Annotated in this window: 17 protein-coding genes; 4 read left to right on the plus strand and 13 right to left on the minus strand. The window is 58.7% G+C overall.

The features are described from left to right. Positions 1 to 56: 56 nt before the first annotated feature. Together AC3Y64_RS20255 and AC3Y64_RS20260 are read left to right on the plus strand one after the other, a co-directional pair. Positions 57 to 1,247, plus strand: a complete 1,191-nt coding sequence (locus AC3Y64_RS20255; protein WP_489985040.1) for an osmoprotectant NAGGN system M42 family peptidase — start codon at positions 57 to 59, stop codon at positions 1,245 to 1,247. A gap of 201 nt (positions 1,248 to 1,448) precedes the next feature. Beyond that, positions 1,449 to 1,676: a YheU family protein gene (locus AC3Y64_RS20260; RefSeq protein ID WP_489985041.1), complete on the plus strand. Its 228-nt coding sequence runs from the start codon at positions 1,449 to 1,451 to the stop codon at positions 1,674 to 1,676. Between the two features lie 6 nt (positions 1,677 to 1,682). Here AC3Y64_RS20260 and csrA read toward each other — a convergent pair whose 3' ends face one another. The 3 genes from csrA to AC3Y64_RS20275 form a co-directional block, all read right to left on the minus strand. Then, positions 1,683 to 1,868, minus strand: a complete 186-nt coding sequence (gene csrA / locus AC3Y64_RS20265) for a carbon storage regulator CsrA (protein WP_489985042.1) — start codon at positions 1,866 to 1,868, stop codon at positions 1,683 to 1,685. Positions 1,869 to 2,004: 136 nt separating this feature from the next. Then, positions 2,005 to 2,337, minus strand: a complete 333-nt coding sequence (locus AC3Y64_RS20270) for a YnfA family protein (RefSeq protein ID WP_489985043.1) — start codon at positions 2,335 to 2,337, stop codon at positions 2,005 to 2,007. A 63-nt stretch (positions 2,338 to 2,400) separates the two neighbouring features. Next, the gene (locus AC3Y64_RS20275) at positions 2,401 to 3,216 is read right to left on the minus strand and encodes an SDR family oxidoreductase (protein WP_489985044.1); all 816 of its coding nucleotides are present in this window, start codon (positions 3,214 to 3,216) and stop codon (positions 2,401 to 2,403) included. A 311-nt stretch (positions 3,217 to 3,527) separates the two neighbouring features. On the opposite strand from AC3Y64_RS20275, the gene AC3Y64_RS20280 reads away from it, so the two are divergent. Continuing rightward, positions 3,528 to 3,686 carry a DUF3309 family protein gene (locus tag AC3Y64_RS20280; protein WP_169432680.1) on the plus strand — a complete coding sequence of 53 codons (159 nt, stop codon included), beginning with the start codon at positions 3,528 to 3,530 and terminating at the stop codon, positions 3,684 to 3,686. 75 nt (positions 3,687 to 3,761) lie between these two features. On the opposite strand, the gene AC3Y64_RS20285 is transcribed toward AC3Y64_RS20280, so the two are convergent. From AC3Y64_RS20285 to AC3Y64_RS20330, 10 genes are all read right to left on the minus strand, one after another. Further along, complete coding sequence (locus tag AC3Y64_RS20285; RefSeq protein ID WP_158960063.1) at positions 3,762 to 5,855, minus strand: LTA synthase family protein; 2,094 nt, start codon at positions 5,853 to 5,855, stop codon at positions 3,762 to 3,764. 307 nt (positions 5,856 to 6,162) lie between these two features. Next, positions 6,163 to 6,768 carry an START domain-containing protein gene (locus tag AC3Y64_RS20290; protein ID WP_123375489.1) on the minus strand — a complete coding sequence of 202 codons (606 nt, stop codon included), beginning with the start codon at positions 6,766 to 6,768 and terminating at the stop codon, positions 6,163 to 6,165. A gap of 41 nt (positions 6,769 to 6,809) precedes the next feature. Further along, the gene (locus AC3Y64_RS20295) at positions 6,810 to 7,064 is read right to left on the minus strand and encodes a YkgJ family cysteine cluster protein (RefSeq protein WP_158960059.1); all 255 of its coding nucleotides are present in this window, start codon (positions 7,062 to 7,064) and stop codon (positions 6,810 to 6,812) included. Positions 7,065 to 7,230: 166 nt separating this feature from the next. Beyond that, positions 7,231 to 7,710, minus strand: a complete 480-nt coding sequence (locus AC3Y64_RS20300) for a translation initiation factor 2 (RefSeq protein WP_489985045.1) — start codon at positions 7,708 to 7,710, stop codon at positions 7,231 to 7,233. A gap of 78 nt (positions 7,711 to 7,788) precedes the next feature. Beyond that, positions 7,789 to 9,228, minus strand: a complete 1,440-nt coding sequence (locus AC3Y64_RS20305; RefSeq protein ID WP_489985046.1) for an aminotransferase-like domain-containing protein — start codon at positions 9,226 to 9,228, stop codon at positions 7,789 to 7,791. 202 nt (positions 9,229 to 9,430) lie between these two features. After that, positions 9,431 to 10,243, minus strand: a complete 813-nt coding sequence (locus AC3Y64_RS20310; protein WP_064391473.1) for an OmpA family protein — start codon at positions 10,241 to 10,243, stop codon at positions 9,431 to 9,433. Further along, a complete protein-coding gene (locus tag AC3Y64_RS20315) occupies positions 10,240 to 10,596 on the minus strand; it encodes a DUF4398 domain-containing protein (protein WP_178113743.1) in 357 nt (118 codons plus the stop codon). The genes AC3Y64_RS20310 and AC3Y64_RS20315 overlap by 4 nt, the downstream gene beginning before the upstream one ends. 9 nt (positions 10,597 to 10,605) lie before the next feature. After that, entirely contained in the window at positions 10,606 to 11,427 is an 822-nt protein-coding gene (locus AC3Y64_RS20320) for a substrate-binding periplasmic protein (protein ID WP_489985047.1), read from the minus strand. Positions 11,428 to 11,507: 80 nt separating this feature from the next. Further along, the gene (locus tag AC3Y64_RS20325; RefSeq protein ID WP_007908340.1) at positions 11,508 to 12,437 is read right to left on the minus strand and encodes an electron transfer flavoprotein subunit alpha/FixB family protein; all 930 of its coding nucleotides are present in this window, start codon (positions 12,435 to 12,437) and stop codon (positions 11,508 to 11,510) included. Further along, the gene (locus AC3Y64_RS20330) at positions 12,438 to 13,187 is read right to left on the minus strand and encodes an electron transfer flavoprotein subunit beta/FixA family protein (protein WP_007908338.1); all 750 of its coding nucleotides are present in this window, start codon (positions 13,185 to 13,187) and stop codon (positions 12,438 to 12,440) included. A 550-nt stretch (positions 13,188 to 13,737) separates the two neighbouring features. Between AC3Y64_RS20330 and AC3Y64_RS20335 the strand changes: the two genes are divergently transcribed. Continuing rightward, positions 13,738 to 15,402: an electron transfer flavoprotein-ubiquinone oxidoreductase gene (locus AC3Y64_RS20335; protein ID WP_489985048.1), complete on the plus strand. Its 1,665-nt coding sequence runs from the start codon at positions 13,738 to 13,740 to the stop codon at positions 15,400 to 15,402. Positions 15,403 to 15,506: the final 104 nt, after the last annotated feature.

The following is a 15,506-nucleotide window of genomic DNA, read 5'->3' on the forward strand; positions in this document are numbered from 1 at the left end:
CTGCATTCCCACGCAGAGCGTGGGAACGATCAGTGCTCAACCCATCAGGAGTTTCCATGACCACGCAAATCCCCGAACCGGATCTCAATTACCTGCAAAAAGTCCTCTTGGAAATGCTCGCCATTCCCAGTCCCACCGGGTTTACCGACACCATCGTGCGCTACGTTGCCGAGCGTCTGGAAGAACTCGGCATCCCGTTCGAAATGACCCGGCGCGGCACGATTCGCGCCACGCTCAAGGGCAAGAAGAACAGCCCCGACCGTGCGGTCTCCGCGCACCTCGACACCATTGGCGCTGCCGTTCGCGCCGTGAAAGACAACGGTCGCCTGACCCTCGCCCCGGTCGGTTGCTGGTCGAGTCGTTTCGCCGAGGGCAGCCGCGTCAGCCTGTTCACCGACAACGGTGTGATTCGCGGCAGCGTGTTGCCGCTGATGGCGTCGGGGCACGCGTTCAATACGCAAGTGGATGAGATGCCGATCAGTTGGGATCATGTCGAACTGCGTCTGGACGCCTACTGCACGACCAGGGCCGATTGCGAATCGCTGGGCATCAGTGTCGGTGACGTGGTGGCGTTCGATCCACTGCCGGAGTTCACCGAAAGCGGCCACATCAGCGCCCGTCATCTGGATGACAAGGCTGGAGTTGCAGCACTCCTCGCATCGCTCAAAGCCATCGTCGACAGCGGTCAGGAACTGATGATCGACTGCCATCCGCTGTTCACCATCACCGAGGAAACCGGCAGCGGCGCGGCGGCGGCACTGCCGTGGGACGTCAGCGAATTCGTCGGTATCGATATCGCGCCCGTCGCACCGGAGCAGCACTCCAGCGAACATGCCGTGAGTGTGGCGATGCAGGATTCCGGCGGTCCTTACGACTATCACTTGTCGCGGCACTTGCTGCGCCTGGCCAGTGAAAACGAACTGCCGGTGCGCCGAGACATGTTCCGCTATTACTTCAGCGACGCGCATTCGGCGGTCACCGCTGGCCACGACATCCGCACCGCCCTGCTCGCCTTCGGCTGCGACGCAACCCACGGTTATGAGCGCACGCACATCGACAGTCTGGCGGCACTCAGTCGCTTGCTGGGGGCTTACATCTTGAGTCCGCCAGTGTTTGCCAGCGACGCAGCGCCGGCGAATGCTTCGCTGGATCGATTCAGTCATCAGATTGAACATGACACGCAGATGGAGAGCGATACGCGGGTGCCGTCGGTGGATAGCCTGGTGGGGCAACGTTCGGATACCTGATCCGGATTTGTCATGGCAGGACTGGCCCCATCGCTGGCAAGCCAGCTCCCACAGTTTTCGCGGTGAATCACATATTTGTGAACACCCTCAAACCCTGTGGGAGCTGGCTTGCCAGCGATGAGGCCAGCCCGATCAACACAAAACTGGCAGGCAGATAGCAATCGCCGTAGCATCCCGACATTGATTTGACCGAGGTGCCCCATGCTCATCCCCTACGACGCACTTGAAGTCGACACCCTCACCCGCCTCATCGAGGACTTCGTTACCCGCGACGGCACCGACAACGGCGATGACACGCCGCTGGAGACCCGCGTGCTGCGCGTACGTCAGGCATTGACCAAAGGCCAGGCACTGATCGTCTTCGACCCGGAAAGCGAGCAATGCCAGTTGATGCTCAAGCACGACGTGCCCAAGCAACTGTTCGACTGAAAAGCCTCAGCGGATCTTCTCGACACCTTGTTTGCGCTTGATCCGCTCATAGACTTCCGCGCGATGCACATTGACCTTTTGCGGGGCCTCGACGCCAAAGCGCACGCTGGAACCGTTCACTGACAGAACGCGCAGGGAAATGTCATCGCCGATGGAAATCAACTCTCCGACAACACGGCTGAGTACTAGCATGGGGTTCGTCCTTCAGGATTAGCAAACCCTGAAGATGCGCGGCTTGCAGCCGCTGTTCAATGTGTGGCGAGCAAATCAGTTTTGCCTTACAGACCCGATAACACCGAGCCGTAAGACGTTTCCCACGAACGACCACTCAGGCTGCGGAAAAACGTGGCCCGAACAGAATCACGCTGGCGCCGATCACGCACAACGCTACGCCGATCCAGTCCGAACTCAACGGACGAGCCCGCTCGACCACCATCAGCCAGCCAATTGAAGCGACGATGTAAATCCCGCCGTAAGCGGCATAGGCACGTCCGGCGTAGTTGGCTTCGACACGGGTCAGCAACAACGCAAACAGCGTCAGGCTGAGCAGCGCGGGAATCACCCACAACGCACTTTTGCCTTGGCGCAGCCACATGAAGAAGGCGAAGCAACCGGCGATTTCAAACAACGCCGCGAGGAAGAACCACAGGTAATTGAGCATTCAGGTGTCTCGACAGGGTGACCATTGCGGCCACCCTAACGACGCCGCACGCAACGAGCAAGATCAGCCGTGGTTTTGTTTGGCCTTGGCGCGCATTTTCTCGGCCATCGAGGTCATTTCGTTGTAAAGCAACTGCGGGTTTTTCTGCTTGATCGCCCAGGCCATGCGCCCTTGTTCGTGAGGCAGGATCATGAACTCGCCAGCGGCGACTTGCTGATAGATGTAGTCAGCGATATCGGCGGCGGTGATCGGCGAACTTTCCAGCAACTTGCCGACCGCTGCTTTCATTGCCGGAGTCGGGCCACGGAACGAGTCGAGCAAGTTGGTCTGGAAGAACGATGGGCAGACCACATGTACACCGACTTCCTGTTGTGCCAGTTCGATCAACAGGCTTTCCGAAAGCGCGACAACACCGGCCTTGGCGACGTTGTAGTTGCTCATCGCCGGGCCCTGCATCAAGGCCGCCATGGAGGCGATGTTGATGATCTTGCCTTTGCTTTGCTCCAGCAGCGGCAAGAACGCTTTGCAGCCCTTGACCACGCCCATGAGGTTGATCGCGATCTGCCAGTCCCAGTCTTCCAGCGACAGCTCGCTGAAGAACCCGCCCGACGCCACACCGGCGTTGTTGACGATGATGTCGATGCCACCGAGCTTCTCTTCGCAGGCTTGAGCGAACGCAGTCAGTTGGCTGTAGTCACGCACATCGCAACGCTGGATGAAGCCGTCGCCACCAGCCTCACGAACCAATTTGAGGGTTTCCTGCAGACCGGGCTCACTGACGTCCGACAGCGCCAGTTGCCAGCCTTCGCGCGCCCAGCGCAGCGCGATTTCGCGACCCAGGCCTGAGCCCGCGCCAGTGATCATCATGCGATTTTGCATAGCAGAGAGCCTTGTTGTTCTGGGGAAGATGCGCGGAGTGTAGCGAAGGTTGTGCGCGCGCCCACTCTCCATCAAGTTGCTGAATACAAGGTCAAAAGATCATGCCGTACACGAATTCCTGTAGGAGCTGCCGAAGGCTGCGATCTTTTGATCTTTCGCTTTAAAGGAAATAAGCCTGAAATCTAAATACATTAAAAAAACATTGAATTTTCTTTCACTCGCAGCAGTCGGAATTTGTAAGCCGTCTGGAATTACTTAGTCTCCAGTCGCCCCTTGAACACCAAGACTTCTCGAACTCTCTCAACAAGGAAATCGACATGGGCACAATTCTTATCATTATCCTGATCCTGTTGCTGATCGGTGGTCTGCCGGTCTTCCCGCACTCCAGAAGTTGGGGTTATGGTCCGTCGGGCATCATCGGTGTGGTGTTGGTCGTGCTGCTGGTGCTGTTGCTACTTGGCCGGATATAACGATCTAACCGGCAAAAAAAAGAGGCCCGTTTCAGGGCCTCTTTTTTATTGCGCGAACTTTCACTTCGCAGCGCGTTAGTCCGGCTTGCCGTTAACCACGCCGGCGGTGTTGTCCATCAGACTCTTGGTCGCCGTTTGCAGGAACGCCTCGAGTTTCTGTTTCAACTCGGCGGTGCGCGGTGCGTTCGGAATAACCTCGGCACTTGGGTTGGCGCCCAGTTGGTACTGATAGATTTTCGCCGACATGTCTTTGTCTTTCGGCAGCACCAGGATCTGGTCAGCGGTGACAATGGCAGTGGTCTGCTCGCTACCCGACGGCTTGATCACACCGAAACCGGTGTCACCTTCCGGCAGGTTGAGCAGGTCACGGCCCCAGCACTGATGACGCACTTCGCCACCGAGGCGCCCCATGATGGTCGGCACGATGTCGATCTGCGTACCAACCGTGTGGTCGCGAGTCCCGAACTTCTCTTGGATGCCCGGCGCGATCATCAGCATCGGCACGTTGAAGCGGCCCAGGTCCATTTCGGTGATCTGGCGCTCGTTGCCGAAACCGTGGTCACCGACGATGACGAACAGGGTTTCCTTGAAGTACGGCTCTTTACGCGCCTTCTCGAAGAACTGACCCAGGGCCCAGTCGGAGTAGCGCATGGCGGTCAAATGTTCGTTGAGGCTGCCACGATCGGTGACGCGCTCAACCGGCAATGGTGTCGGCAAGGCGTACGGCGTGTGGTTGGACAAGGTTTGCAGCAGCGCATAGAACGGCTTGCCGTTTTCGCGTTTTTTCAACTCGATCAGGCCACGGTCGAACATGTCCTGGTCGGACACACCCCAGGTCGGATCGGAGAACACCGGGTCAACGAAATCGTTACGGCCAACGAAGTTGGTCATGCCCTGGTTGCTGAAGAAACCTGACTGGTTGTCCCAGGCGAAGTCGCCGTTGTAGACATAGACGTCGTCGTAGTCACGGTGGCTGAGCAATTGCGGCAGGCCGGACAGCTTGTGGCTGCCTTCCGGGGTCTGCATCAGGTATTCGAAACCTGGCAGGTTCGGGAAGCAGGCCATGGTCGCAAACATACCCTGGTGGGTGTGCGTGCCATTGGAGAAGAAGCGGTCGAACAGCAGGCCTTCCTTCGACAGTTTGTCCAGGTATGGCGTGATGTTGCCCGGCGCACCCAAAGCACCAACCGAGTGACCGGCCATGCTTTCCATCAGGATCACTACGACGTTCTTGATCGGCAGGGTCTTGTCGGCTGGCGGCATGTAATCACGGCGCACAGCGGCAATGTCGCCATCGACCAGTTTGTCGTCCGGCATGACCAGCATCTCGCGCACGACTTTCTGCGCCTGTTCTTGCGGCAGCGTGGCTTTCCAGATGTTGTCGCGGTCTTCGCCCATGCGGTCCTTGGCGGCAGCGATCAACGATAACGTGCCGTTTAGGCCGAGCTGGTTGGCGAAGTTCGATTCGGTGGTGTAGACGTCACCCCAACGCATTGGCGGGCCCTGACGCAGGGTGCCACGAGCGGCAACCACGCAGATCAACAGGCACACCACGAATACCGCCAGACGCGTGTACCACGGCGCGACCTGGCGAGTACCGACATTGCCGCCACTGAATGGCCCGCGCGGGCGCGTGGCGCGATCGGCACCTTTGAAAGCCAGGGTCAGAATCACCGTGCCGATGACCCACGCCAGCAGATAGCGCACCACCGGGAAACCGTACCAGAGCATGCTCATCACGGTTTTCGGGTCTTCTTTCACGTACTGGAACACCAGACCGTTGAGGCGCTGGTGGAACTCGCGGTAGAAGTCCATTTCCATCAGGCCGAGGAACAGCGCGATGCTCGAGGCGATGGTCAGCCAAAGACGGAAGAAACCGCGCGCGGCCATGGCGCGGGCACTGAACAGCGCCAGCACCAGCGGAATGCACACGTAGACCACCAGGCGCAGGTCGAAACGCAGGCCGTTGGCGAAAGCTTCGAGGAAGGTCGAAGCCGGGGTATCAAGGATCATCTCGCGGTTGTAGACCAGCAGCGCGAGGCGCAGCACGGAAAACATCACCATCATGACCAGCGCACAGAGCAACGTGTAGGCCAGATGCGATTTGACGGTCGGTTGCAGCAGGCGAGCAGAAGATCGCTGCTGATTCAGGGCGTCCGGGTTTGCCATGTCGTTTTAGGACCCATTGGAAGTTGAAGTTGCAAAAATACAGCGGCGCCATGCCCTCTATTGGCCATTCCAGGCCCCGGGGTTTGCGCGGTGCGCAAATGTTGCACGATCACCCGCGCCATTGCCATTGATTACTGCCGCGCTGCCAGACACTTTCATTTAGAGCGTTGACAGCCGGCAAACAGCGCGGGCGAATTGTCTTGAACGCTTTGTGAAAATTTCGTGCAACGCATATCTGGAAACACAATATAGATACAAAACAAAACGCCCCGTATCGGTCGGGGCGTTTTGCAAAGCGCGCGTTTGATTACTTCTCGGCGCGTTCTTTCAAGGCTTTGAGGGTGTTGAACGGTGCGTCGACCACGAACTTGTTGGCAACCATCGCCGGTACGCTGCCACCGGGCTCGGTGTGCACCTGGTAGGTCACTTCAACCTGGTCGCCCTTGGGTACGAACTTCCAGAAGCCTTTGACCTGCTGCACGCGGACAAAGCCTTTTTCTTCCGGCATGTACGTCGGCAAGCCTTCGAGGTTGCGGGTCAGGCTGCCATCGGCGCCTTCGACGGTGGTGACTTTCAGCACCGAATCACGCGGGGTCACCGGCCAAGGCGTGTTGAACTGGGTGTAGGTCCAGCTCTGATCGCCTTCGTGCTTGAGCAGTTTCTGGGTCTTGCACTCGTGAATCCAGGCGCAGGCGCCGGACACGTCTTCCTGCAGTGCGCGCAGTTTGGCAACGGTGGTCTTCATCAGCGCGACGCCCTGATAGGACTTGTAGTCCGAACCCGGTACTTCGCTCAGGGAAACTTTGATGCCGTCCTCGTTCTTGGCGACTTTCCAGTCTTCCGCCTGGGCAACCGAGGTGGCCAGCACAGCGGTCAAACCACACAACACAGCGATACGATGCAGCGAACCCATAGTCTTATTCCTTATTGTTGAAGTTCCGTTCGTTTGACACATCACGCGGCCGTCATTTGCTCCCACCAGCCGATCAGCCTGATCGCTTCTTCCGAGCTGCTGCCGCAGGTTTCGACATCCGCGGTGAAACCCGAGCAGACCGCCGGGCGCTCCGGGCGGCCGAAAATGCTGCACAGGTTTTCGACCGAGAGCTGCACGCAACGTTCGCCGGCAGGTTTGCCATCGGGCATGCCGGGAATCGGCGAACTGATGGAAGGGGCAATGCAGCAAGCGCCACAGCCTTCACGGCATTTCATGACGGAAAAATCCTCGCGACGGGCGATGTGTTAAAGAGACGCGGAACAGAGTAACCGCTAAAACGGCTGTTTCAAATTGCCGGCACCGGGGTTTTCAGCGATTACCGAATGTGACTGACCAGTCTCCGACAAAGTGTCTGCCCTGCGGGTCACAGACCGGTGGAATTTACTGCTTGAATTCGAAATCCAGCGCCGCGCCTTCGACTTCGCGACGCTCTTCGTTGCGCAGTTGCAACTGCATTTCGTTGCTGAGCAAGCGACCGTTGAGTTGGAAGCCGCTGTTCTTCTCACCGAAAAACTGCGGCAGGATCGGCTCGCGTTTCGGCAATTCGACGGTGCCCTTGGGCTTGAGCTCCTGCACCATGTCTTTGGGCAGACTCAAATCGAGTCTGGCCGCCGGCAATTTGGTTTTCGCCACTTCACTGGCAGATTTTGACTTGGAAGCGATCGGCGCGCGTTTCTTCACCGGAGCGGCTTTTTTCGCCCGGGCTTTTTTCACCGGCGCCTTGTTCTGGCTGGCCGCTGGCTGCTTGGCGGCGCTCGTGGCGGCGGGTTTGTCCTGCACGGCGGCCGCGTAGACCGCAGGCGAGTGCCCGATCATCAGCAAACACAACAAAACCCCGACGGCAGGAAAAATCGCTTTCATGGACCCAACGAGTCTAACGGCAGAGGGCCATATGCTCGCCTGTTGCACGCCACAAGACAAGCATCAGCCGCCGCTCGTTCAGAATCCGCCAGCGGTTTCCTGACACAGTTGCGTCGCCAGCAGACCCAGCGTCATCAGCGCCCGCTCCGCCTCGCGATTCCACGGAATCCCGCAGTTGAGGCGGATACAGTGGTTGAATTGCTCGGTATTACTGAAGATCAGCCCCGGCGCAATGCTGATGCCCTGCTGCAATGCCCTGACATGCAATTCCTGGGTGTTCACCCTCCCCGGCAGACTCACCCAGAGGATGAAACCGCCCGTGGGCCGGGTCATTTGCGTGCCTTCGGGGAAGTACTGCTGCACCGCCAACTGGAAGGCGCTGAGGTTTTTTCGGTATTCCTGGCGGATGTAACGTAAATGCCGGTCATAGCCGCCGTTTTCCAGATAGGCGGCGATCGCCATCTGCGTCACGCTGCACGCCGAATGGGTGCTGAAGGTCTGCAGGCGCTGGATTTCCTGCTGATATTTGCCAGCGATCATCCAGCCGATACGCACACCGGGAGACAGGGTCTTGGAGAAACTTGAACAGTAGACCACCCGATCCAGTCGGTCATAAGCCTTGAGCGCTTTGGTTTTGCCCTGCTCGAACATCAGTTCGCCATAGATATCGTCTTCGACAATCTGGATGTCGAAGTCCGAGGCCAGGCGCAGCAGTTGTTTCTGACGTTCCTCGGGCATGGTGCCGCCCAATGGATTGCTCAGCCGCGTGGTCAGCACCAAGGCCTTGATCGACCATTGGTTGGCCGCCAATTGCAGCGCTTCGAGGCTCATGCCGGTGGCAGGATCGCTGGGAATTTCGATGACTTTCAAGCCGAGCAGGTCAGCCAGTTGCAACAGGCCGTAATAGGTCGGCGACTCGGCGGCGATCAGATCGCCCGGTCGGGTCAGCACGCGCAACGACATTTGCAAGGCGTCCACGCAGCCGTGGGTGATGACCACTTCTGACGGATCGACCACCACGCCAGCGTCGCGCATGCGGATCGCTACTTGCCGGCGCAGCGGTTCGAAACCGGGGCTGAACATGTAGCTGAAGGCGCGCGGGCTATGGAAACGCGTGACTTTGGCCAGTTGCTGATGCAACGCGCGCACCGGCAAATAATCGACACTGGGTACGGCGGCGCCCAGCGCAAACACGCCTTCACGGCGCGACTCGACCAGAACTTGTTGAATGATGCTGCTGCGCGTCACCAGACCGGGCCGCTCGACCCGGGCAATGTCCGGCGTCGGCGCCGTCAACGCAGGCGTCTGGTGAACGTAATAACCGGACTGCGGGCGTGCGCGGATCAGCCCCTGATCTTCGAGATTGGCGTACGCCTGCAACACCGTTGCATGGCTGACGTTGAGCTGCGAACTCATCTTGCGCACCGAAGGCACGCGCTCCCCCGGTTGATAGACACCACGACGAATGTCTTCGGCCAGTTGCTGAGCAATACGTTGGTAGAGCAAGAGATTGGTCATGACGCAGCACTCGATTTCACGGGCATTTTATTCTTGTGTGAAACAATACCGGAACAGTTTAGAAGTGTACTGGGACAGTTGCCACAATACTCGACCATACAGTGCAGTGTCTGCCCCCGACTGTACCGATTTGCGAGCTAATCGACAGACGTAAAAAAGCCCGGCACTGCATGACAGTCCGGGCTTTCCAGAGACGCAACCCTTAGCGGGCGGCGCCGAGCTGGCCTTTCTCGTCGGAGAAGACAATTTCCACCCGACGGTTCTGTGCACGCCCACGCTCGGAAGCGTTGACGTCCACCGGGTATTCATCGCCGTAACCTTCGACCTGAATGCGCTTGTCGTCGATCCCGAGATCCATCAGCACGTCCGCCACGGCTTGTGCGCGGTCGCGGGACAGTTTGAGGTTTTCCTGCTTGCCGCCGGTGCTGTCGGTGTAACCCTCGATGCGCACTACGCGTTTCGGATTCAGTTGCAGGAATTGAACGATCTTCAGCACGACACGGTTGGCCGAGTTTTTCAGCTCTGCTTCGCCGGTGTCGAACAGTACGTCACCGAGGGTCATCACCAGACCACGATCAGTCTGCGTGGTGGCCAATGCGACGATCTGTTCTTCCAGCCATTTGCCCTGCTGCTGCACGCTGAGCAACTTGGATTCACGCAAAGCCAATTGCAGACGCTGGCGTTCCAGTTCGAGCTTGGCCGCGCGCTCTTCGTTGAGCACCTGATTGGTGTGTTCGCGGGCGATTTCGCTGTAACGCTGGCTCAGGTAGGCGTAATGCACCACGTCCGAACCACTGCCCCAATAGGTCGACAAGCGATCGGCGCGAGCCAGCGACTCACCGGCGCGGATCACGTCTTTCGGTGCGATGCGCAACACGTTGGAGTCTTCTTTGACTTTCTGGAAGTCGGCGCCGGCTTCTTGCAGAGCGGATTCGCTGTGCTGTCCGGCGCAACCGTACAGGCTGGCGCAACCGGCGAGGATCAGAGCGCCAACGACTTTGGATTTGAGGCTCATTGGGCATCTCCCAGTTGCTTGCGCAGTCGGACGATGCGGGTGTTGAGCACGTTCAGCTGTTCTTCACTTTTTTGCGTCAGCACTTTGGCTTCAGCCAGACGCGCATCCAGCTCAGCCTGTTCGGCACGCATGCGCGCATTGCGGTAGGACTCGTCGGCCATGTTGCCCTTGGCACGATCGTATTTGGTTTCGGCCAGCTTCATTTCCGGCACTTCATCAGCAGTGGCGCCGACAGCCTTGGCCTGGGTGATGGCCTGCTCGGTCAGGCGCATTTGTTCGCTGGGTGCCGGATCGGTTGCGCAACCGGCCAGGGCCAGAACGGCCACAGCCGCGAAAAGAGGTCGAATACTCACTAAGAATCCCTACTGTTTTGGGGCACTGACAGGTTGTTGCGGCTGTTGCTGCTGCGCCTTCCAGCGCTCGATGTTGCGTTGCAGCGCGGCTTCCGTCAGTCCGGACGCGGGCAATTCTGTCATCTTTTTGGCTAGCTGTCCGCGCAACCACGGATCGTTGCAGGCCGAGTTGTGGGAAACCGCGAGGAACAGACCCGGCCGGTCGATGGGTTGCTCGAACACCAGCAGATCATTGGCCATGCCCAGCGCCTGCGCGGCGGCCATGCCCGAGTAGCGTCCGGCGAGTACATATTCCACTTCACCCAAGAGAAGTTTCTGAAAGGCTTGAGTGAGGTTTGCTGTCTTGGTCAGGGTCAGATTCTGCTCGGCGAAAATGCCGAATGCCTGGGTAATACGAGACTTTTCCGACAACGCGCCGGCATGGCCATGCAGGTCTTTGGCTTCGCTGTAGACCAGCGTCGAACCTTTGCGCGTCCACACCAGATAGTCGTTTTCCAACAGCGGCGGATAGACGTAGTCGAGGTTTTCCAGCTCATTGAAGGCCAGCGGCGCGTCGGCCAGCATGTCCATACGTCCGCTGCGCACTTCATCGAGGGCCTGCGAGCGTTTGCCGGCGTAGAGCAACTCGACCTTGATGCCGAGGTCCTTGGCCACTTGCTGCAACAGGTCGGCGCTGGCGCCGATCAACTGCTTGGGATTTTGCGGGTCCTGCCACAGGTACGGCGGCGCATCCGGGCTGCCGGTGACGACAAGACGCTCGCATTTGCCAGCGGCCATGGCCAAACCGGGCAACAGGGCCAATCCCAACAACCATCCGCAGCGCAGATCCATGGCGAAACGCTCCCACTCAAATCCGAGACAAAAAAAAGCCCGACCAACAGGCCGGGCTCTTTATAAGTGAAGCCGCCGGATTAGACCAGCTTCTCCAGCTCAGGGACTGCTTCGAACAGATCCGCCACGAGACCGTAATCGGCCACCTGGAAGATCGGCGCTTCTTCGTCCTTGTTGATCGCAACGATCACTTTGGAGTCTTTCATACCGGCCAGGTGCTGGATCGCGCCGGAGATACCGACGGCAATGTACAGCTGTGGCGCAACGATCTTGCCGGTCTGACCGACCTGCATGTCGTTGGGTACGAAACCTGCGTCGACGGCGGCGCGCGAGGCACCGACGGCAGCGCCCAGCTTGTCGGCCAGGGCGTACAGGTGTTTGAAGTTGTCGCCGTTCTGCATGCCACGGCCGCCGGAAACGACGATCTTGGCAGCGGTCAGTTCTGGACGATCGGACTTGGCCAGTTCTTCGCCAACGAAGCTCGAAGTGCCCGCGTCGTGCGCAGCGCCAACGGCTTCAACAGCCGCCGAACCACCTTCAGCAGCAACCGGGTCGAAACCGGTGGCACGCACGGTGATCACTTTGATCGCAGCAGTCGACTGCACGGTAGCGATGGCGTTACCGGCGTAGATCGGGCGCTTGAAGGTGTCAGCGCTTTCGACTGAGATGATTTCGGAGATCTGGTCAACGTCCAGCTGCGCAGCGACGCGCGGCAGAATGTTTTTGCCGTTGGAAGTGGCGGCAGCCAGGATGTGGCTATAGCCAGCGCCCAGCTCGGCTACCAGCGGAGCAACGTTTTCCGGCAGCTGATGCGCGTAAGCGGCATTGTCAGCGTTGAGGACTTTGCTCACGCCAGCGATTTTCGCTGCGGCTTCAGCCACGGCGCCAGCGCCTTGGCCTGCAACCAGTACGTGGATGTCGCCGCCGATTTTGGCCGCAGCAGCCACGGTGTTCAGTGTGGCCGGGGCCAGCACTTTGTTGTCGTGTTCAGCAATAACCAAGATAGTCATTTAGATTACCTTCGCTTCGTTCTTGAGTTTTTCAACCAGTTCAGCCACAGACTTGACCTTGATGCCCGCGCTGCGTGCAGCCGGCGCTTCGACTTTCAGGGTCTTGTTGGTGGAGGCGGTGGAAACGCCCAAAGCGTCCGGAGTCAGCACTTCGAGAGGCTTCTTCTTGGCTTTCATGATGTTTGGCAGAGACGCGTAGCGCGGCTCGTTCAAACGCAGGTCGGTGGTGACGATCGCCGGCAGTTTCAACGAAACAGTCTGCGCGCCGCCGTCGATTTCGCGAGTCACGGCAACGCTGTCGCCGGAGACTTCGACTTTCGAAGCGAACGTGCCCTGACCGTAGCCGCTCAGTGCAGCGAGCATCTGGCCGGTCTGGTTGTTGTCGCTGTCGATGGCCTGTTTGCCAAGAATCACCAACTGAGGCTGTTCCTTGTCGACCACAGCCTTGAGCAGCTTGGCCACGGCGAGCGAGGTCAGATCTTCAGCGGATTCGACGAGGATGGCACGGTCGGCACCCAGAGCCAGTGCGGTACGCAGCTGCTCCTGAGCGGTGGTCGGGCCGATGGAGACGACGACGATTTCAGTCGCAACACCTTTCTCTTTCAGGCGTACGGCTTCTTCCACTGCGATTTCGCAGAACGGGTTCATCGACATCTTGACGTTGGCGAGATCGACGCCGGAATTGTCCGCCTTGACGCGAACCTTGACGTTGTAATCCACAACGCGTTTGACAGCTACAAGAACCTTCATGGATTCCTCGTTACTCTCCGGTGAAAAGAAAGTCGCCTAGGCGAACCTGGCGGTTGATGCTCATCAGGCTAAAAGGGCACCTCTAAAAACGCCGACCGGGGTGCGAAGTGATTGCACGACGTTAAGGGGTGCGACCGTTCGTCAGTGGTGACCGACAAGTCATAACTCCTCACGCGGTGTAAACTGCGCGCCAGACCGCGCTGCGCATCACCTTCTACTGCCTGTGCCCTGTCTTTAGACGTGCTCTTGAAACCGCCAGTCTGCCTACGACGAGCGCAAAACCGCCCGTATCTTGACCGGAACGCCTATTCCGGTCAATACAGCAAAATGACCATTCATAAGCCGCGCTTCTTTGATTTCTCTGGCCTGGAGCCGATTCAAACAAACGTTTGTATTGGACGCTAGGAGTGGTGTAGATATAATGCGCCGCCTAGAGAGAAAGGTCTGTTCTCCAATATTCCCCTTGACGTTAACGTAAAGGAATAGCGGATGCGACATCAAACCTCCAAATTAGAAAAAAAACTGTTGAGCCTTGAGTAGGAGATAGCCTGTGGAACGCGAATACATGGAATTCGACGTGGTCATCGTCGGTGCCGGCCCCGCTGGCCTGTCCGCCGCCTGCCGTCTGAAGCAGAAGGCCGCCGAAGCCGGTAAGGAAATCAGCGTCTGCGTGGTCGAAAAAGGCTCCGAAGTCGGCGCACACATCCTCTCCGGTGCCGTGTTCGAACCACGCGCTCTGAATGAACTGTTCCCGGACTGGAAAGAACTCGGCGCGCCGCTGAACACGCCTGTCACCCGCGACGATATTTTCGTGCTGAAAAACGCCGAGAACGCGCAAAAAATTCCTGACCTCTTTGTGCCCAAGACCATGCACAACGAAGGCAACTACATCATCTCCCTCGGCAACCTGTGCCGCTGGCTCGCGCAGCAGGCCGAGAACCTTGGCGTAGAAATCTACCCGGGCTTCGCCGCTCAGGAAGCGCTGATCGACGAGCAAGGCGTGGTGCGCGGGATCATCACCGGTGATCTGGGCGTCGACCGCGAAGGCAACCCGAAAGAAGGCCTGTACACCCCGGGCATGGAACTGCGTGGCAAATACACGCTGTTCGCCGAAGGTTGCCGTGGCCACATCGGCAAGCAACTGATCAAGCGCTACAACCTCGACAGCGATGCCGACGCTCAGCACTACGGCATCGGCCTGAAAGAAATCTGGGAAATCGACCCGGCCAAACACCAGCCAGGCCTGGTGGTGCACACCGCCGGTTGGCCGCTGGACATCATGGGCACCGAGAACACCGGCGGCTCGTTCCTCTATCACCTGGAAAACAACCAAGTGGTGGTCGGTCTGATCGTCGATCTGTCCTACAGCAACACCTACCTGTCGCCGTTCGACGAGTTCCAGCGACTCAAGCATCACCCGGTGCTGGCTCAGTACCTGGAAGGCGGCAAGCGCATCAGCTACGGCGCCCGCGCCATCTGCAAAGGTGGCCTGAACTCGCTGCCGAAAATGGTCTTCAAGGGCGGCGCGCTGATCGGTTGTGACCTCGGCACCCTGAACTTTGCCAAGATCAAAGGCAGCCACACCGCGATGAAGTCGGGCATGCTCGCCGCTGAATCGGTGGCTGACGCACTGTTCGCGGAAAAGGACGGCACCGAAGAACTGACCGCTTATGTGGACGCGTTCAAGAAGAGCTGGCTCTACGACGAACTGTTCGCCAGCCGCAACTTCGGCCCGGCGATCCACAAGTTCGGCGCCATCGTCGGCGGCGGTTTCAACTGGCTGGATCAGAACATCTTCGGCGGCAAACTACCGTTCACCCTGCACGACACCAAGCCGGATTACGCTTGCCTCAAGCTCGCGGCCGACTGCAAGAAGATCGACTATCCGAAGCCGGACGGCAAACTCAGCTTCGACAAACTCAGCTCGGTGTTCATCTCCGGTACCAACCACGAAGAAGAGCAGCCTTGCCACCTGAAGCTGACCGACCCGAGCATCCCGATCAGCAAAAATCTGCCGCTGTACGACGAACCGGCGCAGCGCTACTGCCCGGCCGGCGTGTACGAAGTGATCACCAAGGAAGACGGCGAGAAGCGCTTCCAGATCAACGCCCAGAACTGCGTGCACTGCAAGACCTGTGACATCAAGGATCCTTCGCAGAACATCACCTGGGTCACGCCGGAAGGCGCTGGCGGCCCGACTTATCCGAATATGTAAGTCGAACCGCTGAACAATCAGGCTCCCAAATCGGGGGCCTTTTTGTTGCCCGGAATTCCGCTAGCAACACAAATCCCTGTGGGAGCTGGCTTGCCAGCGATGGG

It is taken from the genome of Pseudomonas sp. 4CAES_32.4, from assembly GCF_058136335.1.

Coding starts and splice junctions, on each gene's coding strand:
- AC3Y64_RS20255 (WP_489985040.1), top strand. CDS start 57: ATGACCACGCAAATCCCCGAACCGGATCTCAATTACCTGCAAAAAGTC.
- AC3Y64_RS20260 (WP_489985041.1), top strand. CDS start 1,449: ATGCTCATCCCCTACGACGCACTTGAAGTCGACACCCTCACCCGCCTC.
- csrA (WP_489985042.1), bottom strand. CDS start 1,868: ATGCTAGTACTCAGCCGTGTTGTCGGAGAGTTGATTTCCATCGGCGAT.
- AC3Y64_RS20270 (WP_489985043.1), bottom strand. CDS start 2,337: ATGCTCAATTACCTGTGGTTCTTCCTCGCGGCGTTGTTTGAAATCGCC.
- AC3Y64_RS20275 (WP_489985044.1), bottom strand. CDS start 3,216: ATGCAAAATCGCATGATGATCACTGGCGCGGGCTCAGGCCTGGGTCGC.
- AC3Y64_RS20285 (WP_158960063.1), bottom strand. CDS start 5,855: ATGGCAAACCCGGACGCCCTGAATCAGCAGCGATCTTCTGCTCGCCTG.
- AC3Y64_RS20290 (WP_123375489.1), bottom strand. CDS start 6,768: ATGGGTTCGCTGCATCGTATCGCTGTGTTGTGTGGTTTGACCGCTGTG.
- AC3Y64_RS20295 (WP_158960059.1), bottom strand. CDS start 7,064: ATGAAATGCCGTGAAGGCTGTGGCGCTTGCTGCATTGCCCCTTCCATC.
- AC3Y64_RS20300 (WP_489985045.1), bottom strand. CDS start 7,710: ATGAAAGCGATTTTTCCTGCCGTCGGGGTTTTGTTGTGTTTGCTGATG.
- AC3Y64_RS20305 (WP_489985046.1), bottom strand. CDS start 9,228: ATGACCAATCTCTTGCTCTACCAACGTATTGCTCAGCAACTGGCCGAA.
- AC3Y64_RS20310 (WP_064391473.1), bottom strand. CDS start 10,243: ATGAGCCTCAAATCCAAAGTCGTTGGCGCTCTGATCCTCGCCGGTTGC.
- AC3Y64_RS20320 (WP_489985047.1), bottom strand. CDS start 11,427: ATGGATCTGCGCTGCGGATGGTTGTTGGGATTGGCCCTGTTGCCCGGT.
- AC3Y64_RS20325 (WP_007908340.1), bottom strand. CDS start 12,437: ATGACTATCTTGGTTATTGCTGAACACGACAACAAAGTGCTGGCCCCG.
- AC3Y64_RS20330 (WP_007908338.1), bottom strand. CDS start 13,187: ATGAAGGTTCTTGTAGCTGTCAAACGCGTTGTGGATTACAACGTCAAG.